Genomic DNA, 18,846 nt, shown 5'->3' with positions numbered 1-18,846 from the left:
CGGTCGCGTCGGCGGGCTCGACGTCGACCTCCACCGGGGAGCCCGCGGCGGCTGAGGTCAGCCGTTCTCGACGATCGGGTAGCGGGGGGTGCCCTCCGCCATCTGCTTCAGCGCGTCCTTGCGGTCGCGCTTGGAGAGGCGGTCGATGTAGAGCCGGCCGTAGAGGTGGTCGGTCTCGTGCTGGAGGCAGCGGGCGAAGTAGCCGGTGCCCTCGATCGCGATGGGCTCGCCCTTGGCGTTCTGGCCGCGCACCACGGCGTAGTCGGGGCGGGCGAGGGCCGCGTAGGCGGTCGGGACCGACAGGCAGCCCTCGTTGGAGTCGTCCAGGACCCGCCGGCCGGCGGGGAGCTCGTCCAGGACGGGGTTGCAGATCGCGCCGGTGTGGCGGACGCCCTCGTCGTCGGGGCAGTCGTAGACGAAGACCTTCAGGTCGACACCGATCTGGTTCGCGGCCAGGCCCACGCCCTCGGCGGTCTTCTGGCTGGCGAACATGTCGTCGATGAGCTGCGCGAGCTTCTCGTCGAACTCGGTGACGTCCTTGCACTCGCGGTGCAGGACGGGGTTGCCGACGACCGTGATCGGGCGGGAGGTGCCGCGCTCGCGGTGCGCGAGCTCGCGCGCCTCGCAGTCCTCGGTGTCCACGATGAACTCGCTGTTCACCGGCTGCTCAGTCTCTTGCTGCGCCATGTCCGCCGTTATGCCTCTCTCAAAACCCAAACCCAAAAACGGTGCCTATACAGGGTAAGGGGCACCCGTCGCCGTCAGCAGACTTCCTCGAGATCCCGCCACTCGCGCGTATCGGGGCTGTCCGCCACCCAGCCGTCCAGCAGGCCCCTGACGAGGCCGGGCGGCGCGGCGATGCCGCACTCGCGCTCGGGCACCCACAGGGAGCCGGAACCGGCCGTGCGGTGGCCGAGGGGGCCCGGGTGGCCCGGCTCGCTGTGGTCGTGGGGGTCCAGGTGCTCGCCGTCGCCCTCGTCGCTGGGCATCCGGCTCTCGGAGCACGTGCGGCACAGCAGCCGCACGGACGAGGACCAGTCCTCGGCGGCGAAGCCCGCGTCGGCGGCGAGCCGCTCCAGGGCGTCCCGGTCGGTCTCGGTGGCGGCCTCCAGGAGGACGACCCAGGTCGGCACCGGCGAGGGCGCCCACAGCTCGATCTCGTCGAAGACGGGGTAGGAGGGCCCGGCGGCGGTGACCCGCTCGCCGTGCGGGACGCCGTCGTGCAGGACGACCTCGCCCCAGCGGCGCCCGGAGGACGGCAGCGGGATGGATAGGACCTCCATCCGGGCCGGGTCCAGCCGGCGGCCCCACACGACCTCCGCCTCGCCCTCCGGGGAGAGGCGCACGGCCGCACTGCCCAGCTCCATGCCGACCGGCTCACCGGCCGGGGTGCCCTCGCCCGGGACCCGCAGCCCGTACGCCTGCCAGGCGCGGCGGGCCAGCGGCCAGTCCTGCAGGGCGGTGGCGGCGATGCCCACGTTCCACCAGTCGGGGGCGCCCGTCTCGCGGTCCAGCAGCGCCACGGCCCGCAGCCCGGCGGCGCGGGCCTGCTCCCAGTCGTGCCGGAACTTGTGGAGCAGGGCGAGGTTGAACCACGACTCGGACAGCCAGGGCTCCATGTCGGCGGCGCGGGTCAGCAGCGCGCCCGCGTCCTCGTACCGGCCGTCGCCGATCAAAGTGAAAGCGCGGTCGGTGGCCTGCCGCCACGAGGCGGAAGGCCGATGCCGTACCTTGCCGAAGATCCTCACGATTCCCGCCTGCCGGTTTCTGCGTGCGACCACGCCCGATGACCCAGGTGACGGCCGCCGTCCTCCCTGACGACAACCTGCCACATCTCACTTGCTCCGGGAAGCTGCGCCCACCAGACCTCCTTGCCGACGGCGGCGCGCCTGACACCCCCCGTAGTCCGCGTTCTCCCCGTGGAGCCGCTTTTTCTCTTCTCTTCGCATCCAACCATGCCCCTTTGGACGCCCGCTCATTACCCGTGGGTTCAGCCCGCCGGCCCCGTACCCGCCGGGCCCCCGCGGGCGGCTCACCGGCCCGTGGGAGCGGGGGCACCGCGGGCCAGGACCCTGGCCAGGGCTTCCACGACCCGGGGGTCGTGATCACGCGCCGTGGCCAGGCGCAGCCGCTCCAGGGCGCGCAGGGGCCCGCACCCGATGTCACCGGTCAGGTCGTCGAAGGCATTGACGGTCCGCACGATGCGCGCCGTGAGCGGCTGGTCACGGTAGGGATCCGCCTGGCGTTCCACGACGACCGCGACATCGCTGTGCACGCCGGTCTGCCGCACGACCGCCCCGCCCAGCTGGGCGATGCGGCGCCGCTCGGCGGGCGGCAGCGGCTCCGTCGCCCCGGCGGGCACGGGGTCCAGGAGCGAGAGCTGGCCGATGTCGTGCATGAGGGCCGCGTACTCCAGAACGGTGAGGTCCGCCTCGGCCAGGCCCAGCTCACGGCCGGTGGCCCGGCTCAGGGCGGCGACCCGGCGGGCGTGCCCGGCGGGGGTGTGCCCCGCGATCTCCGTGGAGCGGGCGAGCGAGGCGACGGTCTGGTGGCAGGTGGCCCGGACGGCCGTGTAGCGGCGGAAGGACAGCTGGGTGAGCAGCAGCGGCAGGCAGAACACCGGCAGCGCCCAGAGGCCGGCGACGGCCACGGCGAGCGCCATGACGACGCCGGTCGCGCAGATCGCCGTGCCGATGCCGGGCAGGGCCCGCAGCTCGTCCCGGAGCGCCGTTCCGTAGGAGCCGCCCTCGCGCCCCCGGGCGAGGACGGCGGCGAGCACGGCGTCGCACAGGGCCGTCAGCGCCAGGAGGAGCAGCAGGCACGGCGCGTAGTACGGGCCGCGGGCGGGCCAGTGGTCGAGCGTGCCGGCGTTGTGCAGGGGCTGGAAGCAGGTGGCGGCGAAGGCGGTGGTGAGCAGGCGGCGCGCCAGGTGGTCGCGCGCGGGCGGACGGCCGAGTGCGCCGGCGAGCGTCGCGGCCAGGACGACGGCGACCACCTGGGGCGTGCCGTGGGTGGCGGGCGCGCCGCCGACCTCGCCGAGCAGGGCGTAGGCGAGCGCCCCGGCGGCGCCGACGGGCGCGGTCTCCCGGCCCCCGGCGCCCGCGCGCCCCCGGACCGCCTCGCCGAGGGCGATCAATGCGCCGAAGGCGAGGGCCACTTGCGGCTGGGCGACGCCGTGCCGGGCGGTCCAGGCGAATCCGGCCACGGCGACGGCCGCCGCGGTGGCGTGCACACAGCGGACGGCGCCTGCGCCGTTCGGGCGTGCGCTCATCCCTCACCCCCGTGACGAGTCGATCCGGTGACCGAATTCCGGGCAGGAGGGACGTTTCCGCTGGGCAGAATTATGCATTCCGTGAGCGACGAGCCGTCCGAGGTGACCACGGGGTGCCAGCCGTGGCGGTCGAGCGCGTCCGCCAGCGCCTCCACCATCCGGGGGTCGAACTGGGTGCCGGAGCACCGGTGGAGCTCCGCGACGGCGGCGGGCACGGGCCGGGCGCGGCTGTAACTGCGGGTGGAGGTCATGGCGTCGAACGCGTCGGCGACGGCCACGATCCGGGCGAACTGCGGAATCTGATGACCCTTCAGGCCGTAGGGGTAGCCGCTGCCGTCCAGCCGCTCGTGGTGGTGCAGGATCGCCGCCCGGGCCTCGTCCAGGAAGCCGATGCCCCGCACCATCTCGTGCCCGTACTCGGGGTGGAGCTCGATGACCCGCCGCTCCTCGGGCGTCAGCGGGCCGTCCTTGCGCAACAGCCGGGTGGGGATGCCGAGTTTGCCGACGTCGTGGAGGATGCCGGCGAAGCGCAGGGCTTCGAGCCGCTCGCCGGCCATGCCCAGCTCCCGGGCGATCAGCACCGAGGCGCGCCCCACGCGCTCGCTGTGGCCGCGCGTGTAGCGGTCCTTGAGGTCGACGGCCTGCACCAGCGCCCGGATCGTCGCCTGGTGGGCGGCGCGCTCGCGCTCGTAGCGGTCCAGGAACCAGGAGGAGACCGACATCGGCAGCAGGACGAGCAGCGCGGCGACGGGCCCGTAGGCGCTGCGCCACAGCACCGCCGTCATCAGCCCCGTCGGCCCGTACACCAGGGCCGGCAGCAGGGCGGCCGGCAGCAGGCCGCCCCAGGCCGCGCGCGGGGATCGGCCCTCGGCGGCGACCCGGATGGCGCCGTCGAGGGCGGCGGCCACGAGCGAGAAGGCGAGGGCCGCGGCCAGCGCCGCGGGCAGGGCCCCGGGGCAGCCGGGCACGCCCGGGGACGGGCCGGTGCCGAGCGCGAAGACGTACGAGGCGGTGGAGGCGGCGAGCGCGAGCCGGGCCGCGTGCCACACCCGCCGGGCCCCCGCCGGGCGCTTGCCCACCCGGCCGGCGAGCGCGCCCGGCACGGCGACGAGCCCGGCGGCGGCCGGTGGCAGCAGGAACGCCCCGGCGAGCAGCACGGGGAGGGTCAGGGTGCGGCGGGGCAGCCGCTCACAGACGGCGCAGACCGCGGCGAGCAGGCCGGCCGCGGCCCACGGGACGGCCGCGCCGGGCCGGGCGGCGGGAGCGGCGCACACCGCCGCGGCGAGTACGGCGAAGGCGACGCAGGCACGCCCCGCCGTCGGAAGTGCCCCCATCGCGCGTCCTTCCCGTCCCGTCGGGTCGCGGCAAGCTTGCCGTCAGGAAGGGGAGAATAGGCTCCGGAAAAGCCCGGGGAACGGCGCATGGGGGTATTACCCCGCTGCTACCGAGCGGTTGCACACCTTCGGGTGATGTTCCCGGGGGAGGGTGTTTCCCGCCGGAAAACCGGCGGACCGGGGGGGCCGGGGGCTCCGGTTCTCCGGTGTCGCCAGGGCCTCGGCGCTCGCGCCGGGCGCCTCGTCAGTCCTGGGGGACCGTGCGTGCGGCCTCCGCGGCACCGGCGGCCTCGGCCGCCCGCGCCTCGGCCACGACGTCCTGCTCGGGCACCGCCTGCCCGGCACGGATCAGCTCGATCCGGCCCATGACCTTGGACCGGAGGTCGGCGGGAACGTCGTCGTGGCCGCAGCAGCGCTTGACAAGCTTCTTCACCGCCTGCTCCAGGCCGTACTTCTCCAGGCAGGGGTTGCACTCGTCGATGTGCACCTCGAACTTGGCGCAGTCACCGTCGGGCATCTCGTGATCGAGGAATTCGTAGAGATGATCGAGGACTTCAGAGCAGTCCGTCTCGTGCGGCTCTCCGCAGCTCATGAGTCCGAGCCTTTCCGATTGTGCGACTCGTCGGAACCATTCGGCGCCGGGGCGGTGCCGGCCGGGACCAGACCGCGATCGCGGGCATAGTCCTCCAGCATGCCGCGCAGCTGGCGGCGGCCCCGGTGCAGCCGGGACATGACCGTGCCGATGGGCGTACCCATGATGTCCGCGATCTCCTTGTACGCAAAGCCCTCGACGTCCGCGAGGTACACCGCTATGCGGAATTCCTCGGGGATGGCCTGAAGGGCCTCCTTGACATCGGAGTCGGGCAGGTGGTCCAGAGCCTGGGACTCGGCGGAGCGCAGACCGGTCGACATGTGCGACTCGGCGCGGGCCAGCTGCCAGTCCTCGATCTCCTCCGACGCGCTGCGCAGCGGCTCGCGCTGCTTCTTGCGGTAGGAGTTGATGAACGTGTTGGTCAGGATGCGGTACAGCCACGCCTTGAGATTCGTACCGTCACGGAACTGGTGGAACGACGCGTACGCCTTGGCGTACGTCTCCTGCACCAGGTCCTCCGCGTCGGCGGGGTTGCGCGTCATGCGGAGGGCGGCCGAGTACATCTGGTCGAGGAAGGTGAGCGCGTCCCGCTCGAAGCGGGCGTTGCGCTCGGCGGCACTCTCGGCACGGGTGGTGCCGTCATCGGTCCCCTCGTCGGTCCCAGTGACCGGACCCACCTCCTCCAACACCGTGGCGGAACCCGACGCGGAACCGCTCGAATCGGAGAATAGACGACGATCCCGCCCGTCCGCCGCTCCAGCAGGGGCGGGCTGCGCCACATGCAGTGCCGACCACTCCACGTCGGCCGTCTGCGGGCGGGACAGGCATGCGGTCGAACCCATGCGGCGAGCTCCCATTCCTCTGTCGTGCCAGTGCCTTACCAGTACTCAATGACGACTTGCACAACAGTGACGCCCGGTGTCGCATTCCCGGTGCGGGGAACTCCACGCGGTCTCCGGCCGAACGGGTCAGACGGGGAGCGCCGTGAGCCAGTCGGCGACGGCTTCGGTGATCACCGTCAGCGCCCCCTCCTGGCCGGCGGGGGCACGTTTGGGCACCGCGAAGCCGTGGTCGGCGTCCGGCACGGACACCGGGCGGATGCCCGGCGGGAACTCCTCCGGCCGCCCGAAGGGGTCCTTCGCGCCCTGGACGACGAGGGTCGGCAGGCCCGCGCCGGTGAGCTCGTCCGCCCGGGACTTCTCCGGCTTGCCGGGCGGGTGCAGCGGAAAACTCAGGGCGAGGACGCCGACGGCGCCCAGCTCGCGCCCGGTCCGGCAGGCGACCCGGGCTCCCGCGCTGCGCCCGCCGGCGACGACGGGCGGCCCGGCCGCGGCGAGCGCGGGCCACAGGGCGGCCCAGGCGGCGTCCAGCGTCCTGGGCGCGGGGGCGACCTTCTTGCCCGCGACCCGCCAGGGCTGCTCGACGAGGGCGACCGTGACACCGCGCGACGGCAGGGCACCGGCGAGCGCCAGCAGATCACGGGCCTCGACACCCCCACCGGCCCCATGCCCGAGCGCGAGCACGAGCCGGGGCGCGGAGGCGGAATACCAGTGAAGACGGGCGTCGCCGACGGGGGTGGGGAGAGTGTCGATCACGGCCCCATTTTGCCGGAGCCCCGTCCGGGGGAGGGTGGCCGACGCCCTGTTCGGAGGGCCGGAGCCCCGTCTGGGGGGTGGCCGACGCCCTTGTCCGGGGGAGGCGGACGCCCTTGTCCGGGGGTGGCCGACGGCCCGTCGGGGGGCCGACGCCCCGCCCGGGGAGGGCGACGCCCCGCCCGACGGGGGGCGGCGCGGGCCCGCGCCGGGGGGGCGAATGGGGGCCCGGGGCCTGCCGGGCCGGTCGCTGCCGGGCCGGGCGCCTGCCCACACAGCCTGATTGAGCCCGCTCGGCGTTTGAGAGCGACGGGGACCCGCGGGCTCACCCGGCCGGCGCACCCACTCAGCCCGCCCGACGCTTGAGGGCAGCAGGGACCCGCGGACTCCCCCCGGCCGACACCCCACCCAGCCCGCCCGGCGCTTGAGGGCAAAGGGGGCCCGGGGGCCTGCCCCCGGTTTCGGGAAGGGGCGGGTCAGGGGAACACCCCCCCACCCCCTCAGAACAGCGTCGCCTCCTCCGGCGCCGCCAGTTCCACCACCAGCTCCGGCCCGTTATTCCGCACGTCACTGACCGCCGTCCCCACCGGATAAGCCCGCACCCCCGAGGCCGGCACGTCCAGCAACCCCAGCAGCTCCTCCGCCGACCTGCGCGCCGGATCCAGCCACGCACTCCACCGCTCCGGCGGCAGCACCACCGGCATCCTCGGATGAATCTCCGCCAAAGACCCCGGCCCCGCCTCGGGCTCGGACTCGGGCTCGGGCTCGCCGCCCCCGGACCCCCCGCCGGAGGCGAACGGCTCGGGCGACGCCTCCGTAGTAATCACCGAGCACGTCACCCACCACGCCCGCGGGTGATCCCCCGGCAGCGCCGGATCGCGCCAGAACTCGTACAGCCCGGCCATCGCCAGGACGGAACCGTCGACGGGCGTCACGAAATACGGCTGTTTCCGGGAGCGCTTCTTCCGGCCCCGCTCCTCCAGCTCCCGCTCCGCCGCCCCGGTGACCCACTCGAAGTAGCCGTCGGCCGGTATCAGGCAGCGCCGTGACTCGAACGCCTGCCGAAAGGACGGCTTCTCGTGGACCGTCTCCGCCCGCGCGTTGATCATCTTCGCCGCACCCTCGGGAGATTTCGCCCATGACGGGACCAATCCCCAGCGCAGCGCGCGCAGCTGGCGAACCGGACGCCGATCGGCGGCGTCTTTCAGAGGACGTTCGAGCACGGCGTACACGCTCTTCGTCGGCGCCACGTTCCAGTCCGGGGCGAGCGTCTCCGCCGGTTCCCATGTCTCGACCCCGAACAGCTCCACGAGATCCTCGGGGCTGCGGCTCGCCGCGTATCGACCACACATATCGTCACCCTGCCACGGACCTCCGAGGAGCCGCGCACAAATGGACAGCACCAACGCGACCGACCTGTGGGACCGCGTGGTCGCGACCCAGCCCGACCCCGCGACCTGGCTGGTGATCGTCACCGGGGTCGTCGCGCTGGCGGCGGTGGCCCCGCGCGGCCTGTGGCTGATCACCCGCAACGCGATCACCATCGCCCACGAGGGCGGCCACGGGCTCGTGGCCCTGCTCAGCGGCCGCCGCCTGGAGGGCATCCGGCTGCACTCCGACACCTCCGGTCTGACCGTCTCGCGAGGAAAACCGGCCGGAATCGGCATGATCCTGACCGCCCTGGCGGGCTATCCGGCCGCTTCGCTGCTCGGCCTGGCGGGGGCCTGGCTGCTGGCGGCCGGGCACATCACGGCCCTGCTGTGGGGCGCCACCGCCCTGCTCGCCGCCCTGCTGGTCATGGTCCGCAACGCCTTCGGCATGCTGACCGTGGTGGTCAGCGGCGCCGCGTTCGTCCTCGTCTCCTGGCTGGCCGGCCCGGCTGTCCAGGCGCTTTTCGCGTACGGAGTCGTCTGGTTCCTGCTGCTGGGCGGCGTCCGGCCGGCCTTCGAGCTCCAGGGCAAGCGCCGCCACGGCGGGGCCCCGGACTCCGACGCCGATCAGCTGGCCCGGCTCACCAACGTCCCCGCCGTGGTCTGGCTGGGCTTCTTCCACGTCATCTCGCTGTGCGCCCTGACCGGAGGGGGCCGCTGGCTGCTCGGGCTGTGACCCGGTAAGAGCCACTAAGGTAAAGACATGACCGAGAGCCCCGTGCACACCGACCTTTGGCCTGCCCCCCTCGCGACTGGGGCCGTCGACGCGACCGTCACCGTGCCCGGTTCGAAATCCGTCACCAACCGCGCGCTCGTGCTGGCCGCCCTGGCCGCCGAGCCCGGCTGGGTGCGCCGCCCGCTCCGCTCCCGCGACACCCTGCTGATGGCCGAGGCGCTGCGCTCCCTCGGCGTCGGCATCGAGGAGACGGTCTCCTCCTCCAGTGACGCCGGCTCCACCGCGAGCGTCGCCGGCGCCGGTGAGGCCTGGCGCGTCATCCCCGCCCGGCTGCACGGCCCGGCCACCGTCGACGTCGGCAACGCCGGCACGGTCATGCGCTTCCTGCCGCCCGTGGCCACCCTCGCCGACGGCCCCATCCGCTTCGACGGCGACCCGCGCAGCTACGAGCGCCCCCTGCACGGCGTGATCGACGCGCTGCGCGCCCTGGGCGCCCGCATAGACGACAACGAGCGCGGCGCGCTCCCCCTGACCGTGCACGGCGGCGGCGCCCTGGACGGCGGGACGGTCGAGATCGACGCGTCCTCGTCCTCCCAGTTCGTCAGCGCGCTGCTGCTCTCGGGCCCGCGCTTCAACCAGGGCGTCGAGGTCCGGCACACCGGCGCCGTGCTGCCGTCGATGCCGCACATCCGGATGACCGTGGACATGCTGCGGATGGCCGGCGCCCAGGTCGACACCCCGGAGTCCGGCGGCGAGCCGAACGTCTGGCGGGTCTCCCCCAGCGCCCTGCTCGGCCGGGACATCGTGGTGGAGCCCGACCTGTCGAACGCGGCACCGTTCCTGGCGGCCGCCCTGGTCACCGGCGGCCGGGTCACCATCCCCGACTGGCCCGAGCACACCACCCAGCCGGGCGACGCGCTGCGCGACATCTTCACCGCCATGGGCGGCTCCTGCGAGCTGACCGAGGAGGGCCTGACCTTCACCGGCACGGGCCGCATCACCGGCATCGACGCCGACCTGCACGAGGTCGGGGAGCTCACCCCGGTGATCGCCGCGGTCGCCGCGCTCGCCGACTCCGAGTCCGTCCTGCACGGCATCGCGCACCTGCGGCTGCACGAGACGGACCGGCTGGCCGCCCTGGCCAAGGAGATCAACGAGCTCGGCGGCGACGTCACCGAGACCGCCGACGGGCTGCGCATCCGCCCGCGCCCCCTGCACGGCGGCGTCTTCCACACCTACGAGGACCACCGGCTGGCCACCGCCGCCGCCGTCATCGGCCTGGCCGTCGAGGGCGTCCAGGTGGAGAACGTCGCGACCACCGCCAAGACCCTCCCCGACTTCCCGGAGCTGTGGACGGGGATGCTCGGGCCGGTGCCGGGGGCCACGACGGTGCCGAGAGCCTGAGAGAAACAAGAGCACCATGCGTCGCTACGGCAAGAACCCCGACGAGGACGACATCCGCGTCCGCCCCAACCGCAAGGGCAACCGGCCCCGCACCACCATCCGCCCCAAGCACGAGGACGCCGCCGAGGGCTTCGTCCTCACCGTGGACCGCGGGCGGCTGCACGTCCTCGTCGAGGACCGCACGATCATCGCGATGAAGGCGCGCGAGCTGGGGCGCAAGGGAGCAGTGGTCGGTGACCGGGTCGCGGTGGTCGGCGACCTCAGCGGCGCCAAGGACACCCTGGCCCGCATCGTCCGCGTCGAGGAGCGCTCGTCCGTGCTGCGCCGGACGGCCGACGACGACGACCCCTACGAGCGGGTCGTCGTCGCCAACGCCGACCAGCTCGCCATCGTCACCGCCCTGGCCGACCCCGAGCCGCGGCCGCGCCTGATCGACCGCTGCCTGGTCGCCGCGTACGACGCCGGGCTGGAGCCGCTGCTCGTCCTGACGAAGTCGGACCTCGCCCCGGCGGAGAAGCTGCTGGAGGCCTACGGTGCGCTGGGCGTCCCGCACGTCGTCACCAGCCGTGAGGAGCTGACCGCCACCGGGGCGGACTCCGCCGCCGAGCGGGTCCGCGAGCGGCTGGCCGGCCGGGTCACCGCCTTCGTCGGGCACTCCGGCGTCGGCAAGACCACCCTCGTCAACGCCCTCGTCGAGCGGCAGCGGGCCACCGGTCACGTCAACGCCGTCACGGGCCGGGGCCGGCACACCACGACCTCGGCGCTCGCGCTGCCCCTGCCCGGCGGCTCGGGCTGGGTCATCGACACCCCGGGCGTGCGGTCCTTCGGGCTCCACCACGTGGACCCCTCGCGCGTCATCCACGCCTTCCCCGACCTGGAGCCCGGCACGGAAGGCTGCCCGCGCGCGTGCAGTCACGACGAGCAGGGCTGCGCGCTGGACCAGTGGGTGGCCGACGGGCACGCCGATCCGCAGCGGCTCTACTCCCTGCGGCGGCTGCTCGCGACCCGGGAGCGGCGCGAAGGCGATTGATCGCCTACGTTTGCCAGTGACCGTGAGCGGCAAGTGCAACAAGCACACCGGGACGGACGGCGGTCGCCGCTCATGTCGCCGAGCAACGGGAGGCAAACTGATGGCGTGGCTGCTGGTCGTGGTCGCCGGGCTGCTGGAAACCGGCTTCGCCGTCTGCCTCAAGCTCTCGCACGGCTTCACCAGGCTCTGGCCGACCATCGCCTTCGCCTGCTTCGCGCTCGGCAGCTTCGGGCTGCTGACGCTCTCTCTGAAGAAGCTGGACGTCGGCCCGGCCTACGCCGTGTGGACGGGCATCGGGGCGGCCGGCACGGCGATCTACGGCATGGTCTTCCTGGACGACCTGGTGTCCACGCTCAAGATCGTGTCGATCTCCTTCGTGATCGTCGGCGTCATCGGGCTCCAGCTGTCCGGCTCGTCGCACTGAGCCGCCCGGGGGCGCCGCGGTCCGGGCGCCGAGCACCCACTCGCACATGCGTGTGACCTGTGCCACTGTGACGTGGCTCTCGTCCATGTAACCTCCTCGACATACGCGGAGCCCGGCCGGCACCCGCGTAGCAGCCCCGCACCGTGCTGATCACCGTCGACAATCCGGCATGAGCCGTCCGCCGCTCTCGGCAGCGGATATGAAGTCGAACCCACGGCGTTCGCTTCCCGCCGCTCGTTGCCCCTCTGCTCGTGCGCCCTGACGAATACCGCCCGTCGAATACCGCCCGCCGAATACCGCCGTCGCATCCCGTCCCTCGCCCCCGGACGCACCCCCCGCTGTCGCTCTTCGCACGGAGAAATTCGCGTACCACCGTTCGGCGAACTCCCTCTGCTGCCCGAGGGATTGCACGTCTTGCACGTAGGCTGAAGGAGTGTGCACCGCCCGTCATGAGTCGCACCATCATTGAACTGCCGGACGAAAGGAACGCCTCCGCGTCCGGCTCCCCCACCGGTTCGATCCTCGACACCTCACCGGGCTTACGCCTGACGCTGGCCGCATTACAGACACAGGCTCAGGAGATAGAGCGCCTCATAGGCGCTTCCGTGGAGGCTCTGTCCCGCCCGCAGGAATGGCTCCGGCCCGATTCCACGCTCATCGCCGACATCGCCAGGAACGCCGTTCCACGCTGGCATTTCGCGATGCTGAACGACACCGAGCGCAACGAAGCCCTGGGCGAGGCCGTGCGGCGCACGATCCCCGCCGGGGCCACCGTGCTGGACATCGGCACCGGCACCGGGCTGCTGGCCATGGGCGCCGTACGGGCCGGGGCCTCGCACGTCTATACCTGCGAGGCGAATCCCCTGCTCGCCGAAATAGCCCGGCAGATCATCGCCGAGCACGGCATGTCGGACAGCATCACCGTGCTGAACAAAAGGTCGACCGAGCTGGTGGTGGGGCGCGAACTCCCGCGCCGCGTCGACGTGCTCATCTCCGAGATCGTCGACTGCGGGCTGATCGGCGAGGGGCTGCTGCCCACGGTGCGGCACGCCCGCGCCCACCTGCTGGCCCCCGGCGGGGTCATGATGCCCGTGGCGGCCCGGCTGTACGGGCAGGTGATCCGCAGCGACGCGATCACCGGGCTGAACAGGGTGAGCACCGCCGACGGTTTCGACGTCTCGCTGATGAACGTCGCGGCCACCCGGGGCCACTTCCCGGTGCGGCTCACCACCTGGCCGCACGAGACGCTGTCCGCGCCCGTGGAACTCGCCGCCTTCGACCTGGTGTCGGGGTCGCTCGGACCCGGCAGCAGAGCGGTGTCGATCCCGACCACCGCCGACGGTGAGGCGCAGGCGCTCGCGGTGTGGTTCGAGATGGATCTGGGCGCGGGGATCACCCTGCGCAACGCGCCGGAGAACGCCCACTCCCACTGGATGCAGGCGCTGGTCCCGTTCGAGAAGCCGACCTCGGTCACCGCGGGCGGGCGCCTCGACGCCGAACTCGGCTGGACCGACTGGCACCTGTCCGTTTCCTGACGGGCGCTCGGCGCTATCGCCCGTTCCCCTTTTTCCTCAGCACAGATTGACGGGATCCCATGAATTACCAGCCCCCGCGGTACGAGCCGTTCGAGCTGCACGGCGACGCGCTGCGCGAAGCGATCGTGCGATACGCGACCAACCCCATCTACCTCGACAACGAGGAGTGGGAGAACAGCGACAACCCCTACCGGCGGCAGTTACGCCCCCAGGTTCTCCCGCACCTGGACTTCGACCGGGTGCCCGGGCGCGACCGGATCCTGGAGTACAGCAGCCTCGCCGCCCAGCGGCTGCTCACCAGCATCTATGAAGCCGACCTCATGTTCCTGCCCAAGGGCGGCCTCAAGGACAAGTACGAGGACTTCCGGCAGTTCTACAGCCCGGGCAACCGCGCGCTGGGCGAAATGATCCGGCCCGCGCTGGAACGTTTCTCCTTCGGCTTCCTCGACGAGGAGGTGGAGGTCTCGGGAAAGTGGACCAAGGAGAGCTTCGCCTCGTACATCACCTCGCTGGACGCCGACAGCCCCGCTGAGCCCTCGCTCTCGGAGAAGGCCATCCTCTCCTCCGGCGACCGCGAGCGGGCCGCCCGGATGTGGCTGATCCAGTTCGCCCCCGACTTCCTCTCCGAGGCGTCGCCGATGATCCGCAACGTGCTCGGCCACTACGGGGCGCCGCAGTCGGAGTGGTTCAAGATAGTCATCGACGAATACGGCTACGGCGTCCACGACACCAAGCACAGCCGGCTCTTCGAGCAGACCCTGGAATCCGCAGGGCTGCAGTCGGACATCCACCGGTACTGGCAGTACTACCTCGTCAGCAGCCTGATGGTGAACAATTACTTCCACTACCTGGGGAAGAACCACGAACTGTTCTTCCGGTACGTGGGCGCCTTGTACTACACCGAAGCCACCCTGGTGGACTTCTGCCGCCGTGCCGCCGCCCTGCTCACCGAGGTCTTCGGCGACGGCGTGGACGCCCGGTACTTCACCGAGCACGTGCACATCGACCAGCACCACGGGCGCATGGCACTGGAAAAGCTGATCGAGCCCCTCATCGAGGCCCACGGCGAGAGCGTGATACCCGAGATCGTGCGGGGAATCGAGGAGTACCGCGTCATCCAGACCATCGCGGACGAGGACTTCGCCCGGCAGATCGCCTGGATGGACAACGGCCCGGAGAACAAGAAGCTGCACGCCCCGGTATGGGAGGCGATCACCAGCGGACGGGTCACCGCGCCCGTCGCCGATATCGTCGAGCCGCACGCGGAACTCTCCAACACCCATAGCCACGAGGGTGACGAGCTCTGCCACATCGTCTCCGGGACGATGAAATTCGTCAGCGGCTTCGACTCGTACCAGATCCTGGAAGCGGGCGAGGGCACCGTCATCGAACGGAACCGGCTGCACGGCGCCATCATCGAATCCGACGAATGCGTCTACCAGATCCACTCCGTGGGGGATTACAAGAAGTGCCTGTCGTGAGCTTCTCGGTGGCCGGCCGGGAAAACTGTGCGGAAATCGCCGGCACACCGTACGTCTACGCCCGCACCTCCGAGGGGTCATTCGTCATGCGGGCCACCTGCCCGCATCGCGGCGGACCGCTGCACCTGGCCACTCTGGAACCCGAGGGAAACCGGCTGGTGTGTCCCTGGCACACCCGTAAGACGTCCATGAGCCGAATGCGCCAGGAAATCCCGGCCGTTCGCAGCGGCGACACCGTGACCGCGGTGTTCCCCGGCACCGCGGAGGCCGACGTCCGTCTGAGCTACCGGCCGCTGTCCGTGGACCTGGCCGGCTGAACGGGCCGCACCGTATACGACCCGTGTCCGGGGCCCACGCTCACCGGGCCCCGGACACGGCCTGTGCACGGGGCCTGTACGGGCGGGGCGGTGCGTGCCTCTGGAGGGAGAGCGGATGGTTCAGGTGGTCAGTGGCCTCTTCCTGGGCACCTCGATGATGCTGATCGCCGCGCCGGGCCCGGACTCGGCCCTGGCGGCGCAACTGGTGCTGCGAACCGGCCGCTGGCGCCCGGCGGCGGCCGCCGCCCTCGGCATGATCAGCGCCGGTGTGATCCACGGTGTGCTGGCCCTGACCGGCGTCTCGCTGATCCTGCGCGCCGAACCCGCACTGTTCACGGCCGTCCAGTGGTGCGGCGCGGCCGTCATGGTCGCCTGGGGCCTGCTGGCGGTCAAAGGCGCCCTCCGCCCCGCAGCGCCTGACGACGAACCTGCCCCGGACGCGGGCAAGGGCGTCACTCCCTCGGCCCGCCGCCATTTCACCCTGGGGCTGCTCTGCACGGGAACCAACCCCAACGTAGGGCTGTTTCTCCTCGCGTACCTGCCGCAGTTCGTCCCCGAGGGCGCGCCGCGGACCAGCAGCATGGCCGTCCTGGCGGCCGTCCACCTGAGCCTGGCGGCGCTCTGGCTCACCTTTGTCATCTCGGTGATCCATCTGTCCCGGAGCCGGGTGGCGCTGCGGCGGACAGCGCCCCGGACCGGCCGGGCCAAACGGATCTTCGAGGGGACAGCGGGTGTCGTCTTCATCGCCTTCGCCGTACGGCTGGCCCTGAGCGGGTGAGGCGAGGGACCGGGGTCCTTTATCGGGCGGGGCGAAGAATGGGTGTGGCGTGACGAGGGGCACCTCCTTCGGGAGTCTCCTTGGCGCCTGCCCTCTCATGCCGCGAGGGGCCGGCAGCTTTTGCAGGGGCGGTAGCCGGCGCTCCGGGCCGCTCCGACGGTCCGGAAGGGCACGCGGTGCGGCGGGGTGATCCGGCGCGCGTGCGCGCAGGTCGGATGGCAGTAGATGTGGGTGGTGTCGCTGCCGAGGAACACGGTGTTCCCCCGGAGCAGATCCCGCAGGTACTCCGGCTCGATGCCTTCGTCGCGCCGTAGCGCCTCCCCCACCCGGGGGCCGTAGGCGGCATCGCACGGCGGCCCGGCGTCATGGGCGACCCGGTGGCAGGGCACCAGCAGATGGACGGGATTGCGGGCGAGGGCCTCCGGCACCGGCTCGCCGTCGTGAAGCCCTGCCTCCCGGGCCACCCAGGAGACGGGACGGAGCTGACCGCGCGGAATCTCCCGGACGGCGGTGAGCACCGAGCGCTCGACCGGCGTCAGACCGGACAGGTCGATCCGCAGCTGCTTCGCCCGCCCGGTGCGCAGGGCCCCTCGGACCCCCGGCGGTGGTGTCGCCGCGGGGATCGCCGCCCGGCCGGTGCGCCCCCGGTGCAGCTCCTCGAACGCCCTGCCGTCCGCCACCTCGGCGCCCAGCGCGGCACCTGTCACCCCGGCGGGGCCGTGTGCCACGTACAGCCCGCCGGCCGGTGCGTCGAGGAGGGCGTACGCGTCATAGCGGCTCTGCGGTACGCCTACGTGCCGCAGCACCCTCAGCTCGAAGTCGGTCGGCTCCGAGCGCTCCCCGAGCCGTGCCAGGGCGGCTTCCAGCCCGGACCCGGCGGGGTCCGCGTCGGTTCTTCCGGTCCCTGTGCTCACATCGTCACCTCCCTGAGCGTGACCTCTTCCGGATTCAGCAGCTCCCGCAGCCGCCCGAGGCCCCGGGACACCTGGGCCTTGACCGTGCCGACCGGGCATTCCTGGACCTCGGCCACCTCCGCGTAGCTCATCCCCACCACATGGCGCAGCACCACGGCGACCCGGTAGGCCTCCGGCAGCTGGGCCAGCGCGCCGACCAGCACTCTTCGGTCGGCGGCGGTGTCCGCGCGCTCCCCCGGGCCCGGCCGGTGGTCGGGCCAGGTGTCGGAGGAATCCTCCACCCGCCCGGCCGACACCGGCCGTCTGGACTTCGCGCGGACGTCATTGCGCCACACATTGGTGGCGATGCTCATCAGCCAGGCCCTGGGGCGCAGGGCGCGGCGGCGGTCCGCCGAATAGCTCTGCAGGGCCTTGTAGGCACGCAGGAAGGTGTCCTGTCCCAGGTCGTCGGCGTCGGCGGCCGAGCCGGAGAGCCGTAACAGGTACATCCGGACCGCGGAGGCATGCAGGCGGACCAGCTCCGCGAAGCCGTCGTCCACATCCATGGCCAAGCGGTCGGCCAGGAGGCCGTCCTTTTCGCTCATCACCACAGAAACACCGGGGATTCGTCGTCGGTTGCACGGGCCCGGACCGGACGGCGGCCCCGGCACGGGGGACACGGCCGCCCTTACGGGACGAGTATGAGCTCGCCCTCCAGCCTCCGCACGGTGTCGTGATCGGCCTGGAGGCGGGCCGGATCGTCGTGGACGAGCACCACGAAGCCCAGGGCCATGGTGTTGAGCAGGTCCTTGGTGACGGTGAGCCGGTCGCCGTTGCGGACGTGGACCGCGGAGAAGTGGTGGCTGGGCAGCTCACCTATGGCGCCGAGGATCTCGGCGTTGCGCACCACGCCCTCGGACCGGCTCATCAGGAAGACGACCCGGACATTCCGGCGCAGCTCGTAGGTGTCGGGGATCGTCTCGGGCCGGGTGAAACTGCGGGCCGCCCGGTCGACCTGGCTGTCCCCCGTCCCCGCCCGGCAGAACTGGGGGTGGCCCCCTCCGTGCGGGCGGGCGTTCACCTCGATCAGCCGGGGCCCGTCGGCCGTCCGCATGACCTCCACATGCGCCGCGCCGAAGCGGAAGCCGACGGCGTCGAGGACCCCTTCGACATAGCGGATGAGCTCCGGGACGAAGGGCTGGGCCGGGTCGACCCAGTCCATGGATTCGTAGACGGCCATGTGCGGTCCGTTGGAGATCTTCCGGTACCGGCAGATGTCGGCGACGGTGTGCCGGCCGGCGTGGCTGAAGACGTCGATGACGTACTCCGTGCCCTCGGCGTACTCCTGCACCAGCATCTGTTCGTTGAGCACCTGCCATTGGTTGAGCTGCCCCAGCTGGGCGCGGAACGCCTCCTGCCAGCCCTCGCCGCCCGCGATGCGGGTGACACCGTCGGTGCTGCCGCTCTTGGGGGGTTTCACCACCAGGTCGCGGCCGGCGAGCCCCTGCTCCTCGATCCAGGCGGCGACCTCCTCCTCGGAGTCGGTGGCGATCTGCCGCAGCACCGGCAGCCCGGCCCGGGCCACGGCCCGGGCCATGTCGTACTTGTGGCGGCGGGCGCTGGTGAGCTTGGCGTCGTTGGCCAGGCCGGGGGTGACCTCCGCGGCCAGGGCGTCGGCGAACTCCACCGCGATCTCGGTGCCCGGCAGCACGCCGAGGGGGTCGAGGGCCCGCAGCCGGGCCACCAGGGCGCCGAAATCCCCGTCGTAAGTGAGAACTTCGGTGTAGTCGCCGGGCTCGAAGGCGGCCGCATAGGCCGCCGGGATCTCGGGGTACGAGATGACGGCGACGGCCGTCAGCCCCTCCGCCGCGAACGCCGAGGCGTACAGCCCGCCCGATGAGAAGGGGTCGACGATCACGATCGGCCGGCCGGTGATGTTGTCCGTCATGTCTCACACTCCAGTGGGGGACGAAGGATCGGGTGCGCCGTGGGAAGTGGGCCGCGGGACTCGGGTCGAGGGGCTCGGGTCGCGGCTCGCGGGGCTCGGGTCGTAGCAGTCTGCCGGTGGGAAATCAGCTGGTGTCGGGTC

Annotated in this window: 19 protein-coding genes; 8 read left to right on the top strand and 11 right to left on the bottom strand. The window is 72.2% G+C overall.

Going from position 1 to position 18,846, the window contains the following annotated elements; translation table 11 throughout:
* Positions 1-57 precede the first annotated feature (57 nt).
* The 8 genes from def to ABZ951_RS23795 all read right to left on the bottom strand — a co-directional run bounded on the left by def (position 58) and on the right by ABZ951_RS23795 (position 8,141).
* On the bottom strand, positions 58-687 hold the full coding sequence (gene def, locus ABZ951_RS23830) for a peptide deformylase (RefSeq protein ID WP_344091740.1): 630 nt from the start codon (positions 685-687) through the stop codon (positions 58-60).
* A 74-nt stretch (positions 688-761) separates the two neighbouring features.
* Positions 762-1,748: a hypothetical protein gene (locus tag ABZ951_RS23825; protein WP_344091737.1), complete on the bottom strand. Its 987-nt coding sequence runs from the start codon at positions 1,746-1,748 to the stop codon at positions 762-764.
* Between the two features lie 284 nt (positions 1,749-2,032).
* Complete coding sequence (locus tag ABZ951_RS23820) at positions 2,033-3,271, bottom strand: HD domain-containing protein (RefSeq protein WP_344091734.1); 1,239 nt, start codon at positions 3,269-3,271, stop codon at positions 2,033-2,035.
* Complete coding sequence (locus ABZ951_RS23815) at positions 3,268-4,605, bottom strand: HD-GYP domain-containing protein (RefSeq protein ID WP_361280634.1); 1,338 nt, start codon at positions 4,603-4,605, stop codon at positions 3,268-3,270. The genes ABZ951_RS23820 and ABZ951_RS23815 overlap by 4 nt, the downstream gene beginning before the upstream one ends.
* Positions 4,606-4,849: 244 nt before the next feature.
* The gene (gene rsrA / locus ABZ951_RS23810) at positions 4,850-5,197 is read right to left on the bottom strand and encodes a mycothiol system anti-sigma-R factor (protein WP_344098188.1); all 348 of its coding nucleotides are present in this window, start codon (positions 5,195-5,197) and stop codon (positions 4,850-4,852) included.
* The gene (locus tag ABZ951_RS23805) at positions 5,194-5,874 is read right to left on the bottom strand and encodes a sigma-70 family RNA polymerase sigma factor (RefSeq protein WP_344098189.1); all 681 of its coding nucleotides are present in this window, start codon (positions 5,872-5,874) and stop codon (positions 5,194-5,196) included. The genes rsrA and ABZ951_RS23805 overlap by 4 nt, the downstream gene beginning before the upstream one ends.
* 291 nt (positions 5,875-6,165) lie before the next feature.
* Positions 6,166-6,792, bottom strand: coding sequence for an alpha/beta family hydrolase (locus ABZ951_RS23800; RefSeq protein ID WP_344098187.1), 627 nt, complete (start codon positions 6,790-6,792; stop codon positions 6,166-6,168).
* A 497-nt stretch (positions 6,793-7,289) separates the two neighbouring features.
* Entirely contained in the window at positions 7,290-8,141 is an 852-nt protein-coding gene (locus tag ABZ951_RS23795) for an SOS response-associated peptidase (protein WP_344091605.1), read from the bottom strand.
* 40 nt (positions 8,142-8,181) lie between these two features.
* Here ABZ951_RS23795 and ABZ951_RS23790 point away from each other — a divergent pair, with 40 nt between their 5' ends.
* The 8 genes from ABZ951_RS23790 to ABZ951_RS23755 all read left to right on the top strand — a co-directional run bounded on the left by ABZ951_RS23790 (position 8,182) and on the right by ABZ951_RS23755 (position 15,864).
* A complete protein-coding gene (locus tag ABZ951_RS23790) occupies positions 8,182-8,895 on the top strand; it encodes a M50 family metallopeptidase (protein ID WP_344091607.1) in 714 nt (237 codons plus the stop codon).
* Positions 8,896-8,922: 27 nt separating this feature from the next.
* Complete coding sequence (gene aroA, locus ABZ951_RS23785; protein WP_344091609.1) at positions 8,923-10,299, top strand: 3-phosphoshikimate 1-carboxyvinyltransferase; 1,377 nt, start codon at positions 8,923-8,925, stop codon at positions 10,297-10,299.
* A 16-nt stretch (positions 10,300-10,315) separates the two neighbouring features.
* Positions 10,316-11,329 (top strand): ribosome small subunit-dependent GTPase A, encoded by a 1,014-nt coding sequence (gene rsgA, locus ABZ951_RS23780; RefSeq protein ID WP_344091611.1) that lies wholly within the window; start codon positions 10,316-10,318, stop codon positions 11,327-11,329.
* 100 nt (positions 11,330-11,429) lie between these two features.
* Complete coding sequence (locus ABZ951_RS23775; protein WP_344091613.1) at positions 11,430-11,753, top strand: multidrug efflux SMR transporter; 324 nt, start codon at positions 11,430-11,432, stop codon at positions 11,751-11,753.
* 449 nt (positions 11,754-12,202) lie between these two features.
* Positions 12,203-13,288, top strand: a complete 1,086-nt coding sequence (locus ABZ951_RS23770) for a 50S ribosomal protein L11 methyltransferase (protein ID WP_344091616.1) — start codon at positions 12,203-12,205, stop codon at positions 13,286-13,288.
* A gap of 59 nt (positions 13,289-13,347) precedes the next feature.
* Entirely contained in the window at positions 13,348-14,769 is a 1,422-nt protein-coding gene (locus ABZ951_RS23765; RefSeq protein WP_344091619.1) for an iron-containing redox enzyme family protein, read from the top strand.
* Positions 14,766-15,086, top strand: coding sequence for a Rieske (2Fe-2S) protein (locus tag ABZ951_RS23760; protein WP_344091621.1), 321 nt, complete (start codon positions 14,766-14,768; stop codon positions 15,084-15,086). The genes ABZ951_RS23765 and ABZ951_RS23760 overlap by 4 nt, the downstream gene beginning before the upstream one ends.
* Before the next feature lie 115 nt (positions 15,087-15,201).
* The gene (locus ABZ951_RS23755) at positions 15,202-15,864 is read left to right on the top strand and encodes a LysE family translocator (RefSeq protein ID WP_344091623.1); all 663 of its coding nucleotides are present in this window, start codon (positions 15,202-15,204) and stop codon (positions 15,862-15,864) included.
* Positions 15,865-15,959: 95 nt separating this feature from the next.
* Here ABZ951_RS23755 and ABZ951_RS23750 read toward each other — a convergent pair whose 3' ends face one another.
* The 3 genes from ABZ951_RS23750 to ABZ951_RS23740 all read right to left on the bottom strand — a co-directional run bounded on the left by ABZ951_RS23750 (position 15,960) and on the right by ABZ951_RS23740 (position 18,705).
* A complete protein-coding gene (locus ABZ951_RS23750) occupies positions 15,960-16,778 on the bottom strand; it encodes an MGMT family protein (RefSeq protein ID WP_344091625.1) in 819 nt (272 codons plus the stop codon).
* Positions 16,775-17,362 (bottom strand): RNA polymerase sigma factor, encoded by a 588-nt coding sequence (locus ABZ951_RS23745; protein WP_344091627.1) that lies wholly within the window; start codon positions 17,360-17,362, stop codon positions 16,775-16,777. Before ABZ951_RS23745 ends, ABZ951_RS23750 begins: the two co-directional genes overlap by 4 nt.
* An 83-nt stretch (positions 17,363-17,445) precedes the next feature.
* Entirely contained in the window at positions 17,446-18,705 is a 1,260-nt protein-coding gene (locus ABZ951_RS23740; RefSeq protein WP_344091629.1) for an ATP-grasp domain-containing protein, read from the bottom strand.
* Positions 18,706-18,846: the final 141 nt, after the last annotated feature.

Source organism: Streptomyces sp. NPDC046215 (assembly GCF_040646215.1).
In the GTDB taxonomy this organism is placed as follows: domain Bacteria; phylum Actinomycetota; class Actinomycetes; order Streptomycetales; family Streptomycetaceae; genus Streptomyces; species Streptomyces stramineus.
The sequence above is the reverse complement of the archived record's forward strand: the minus strand, read 5'-3'. Positions and strand labels throughout refer to the sequence as shown.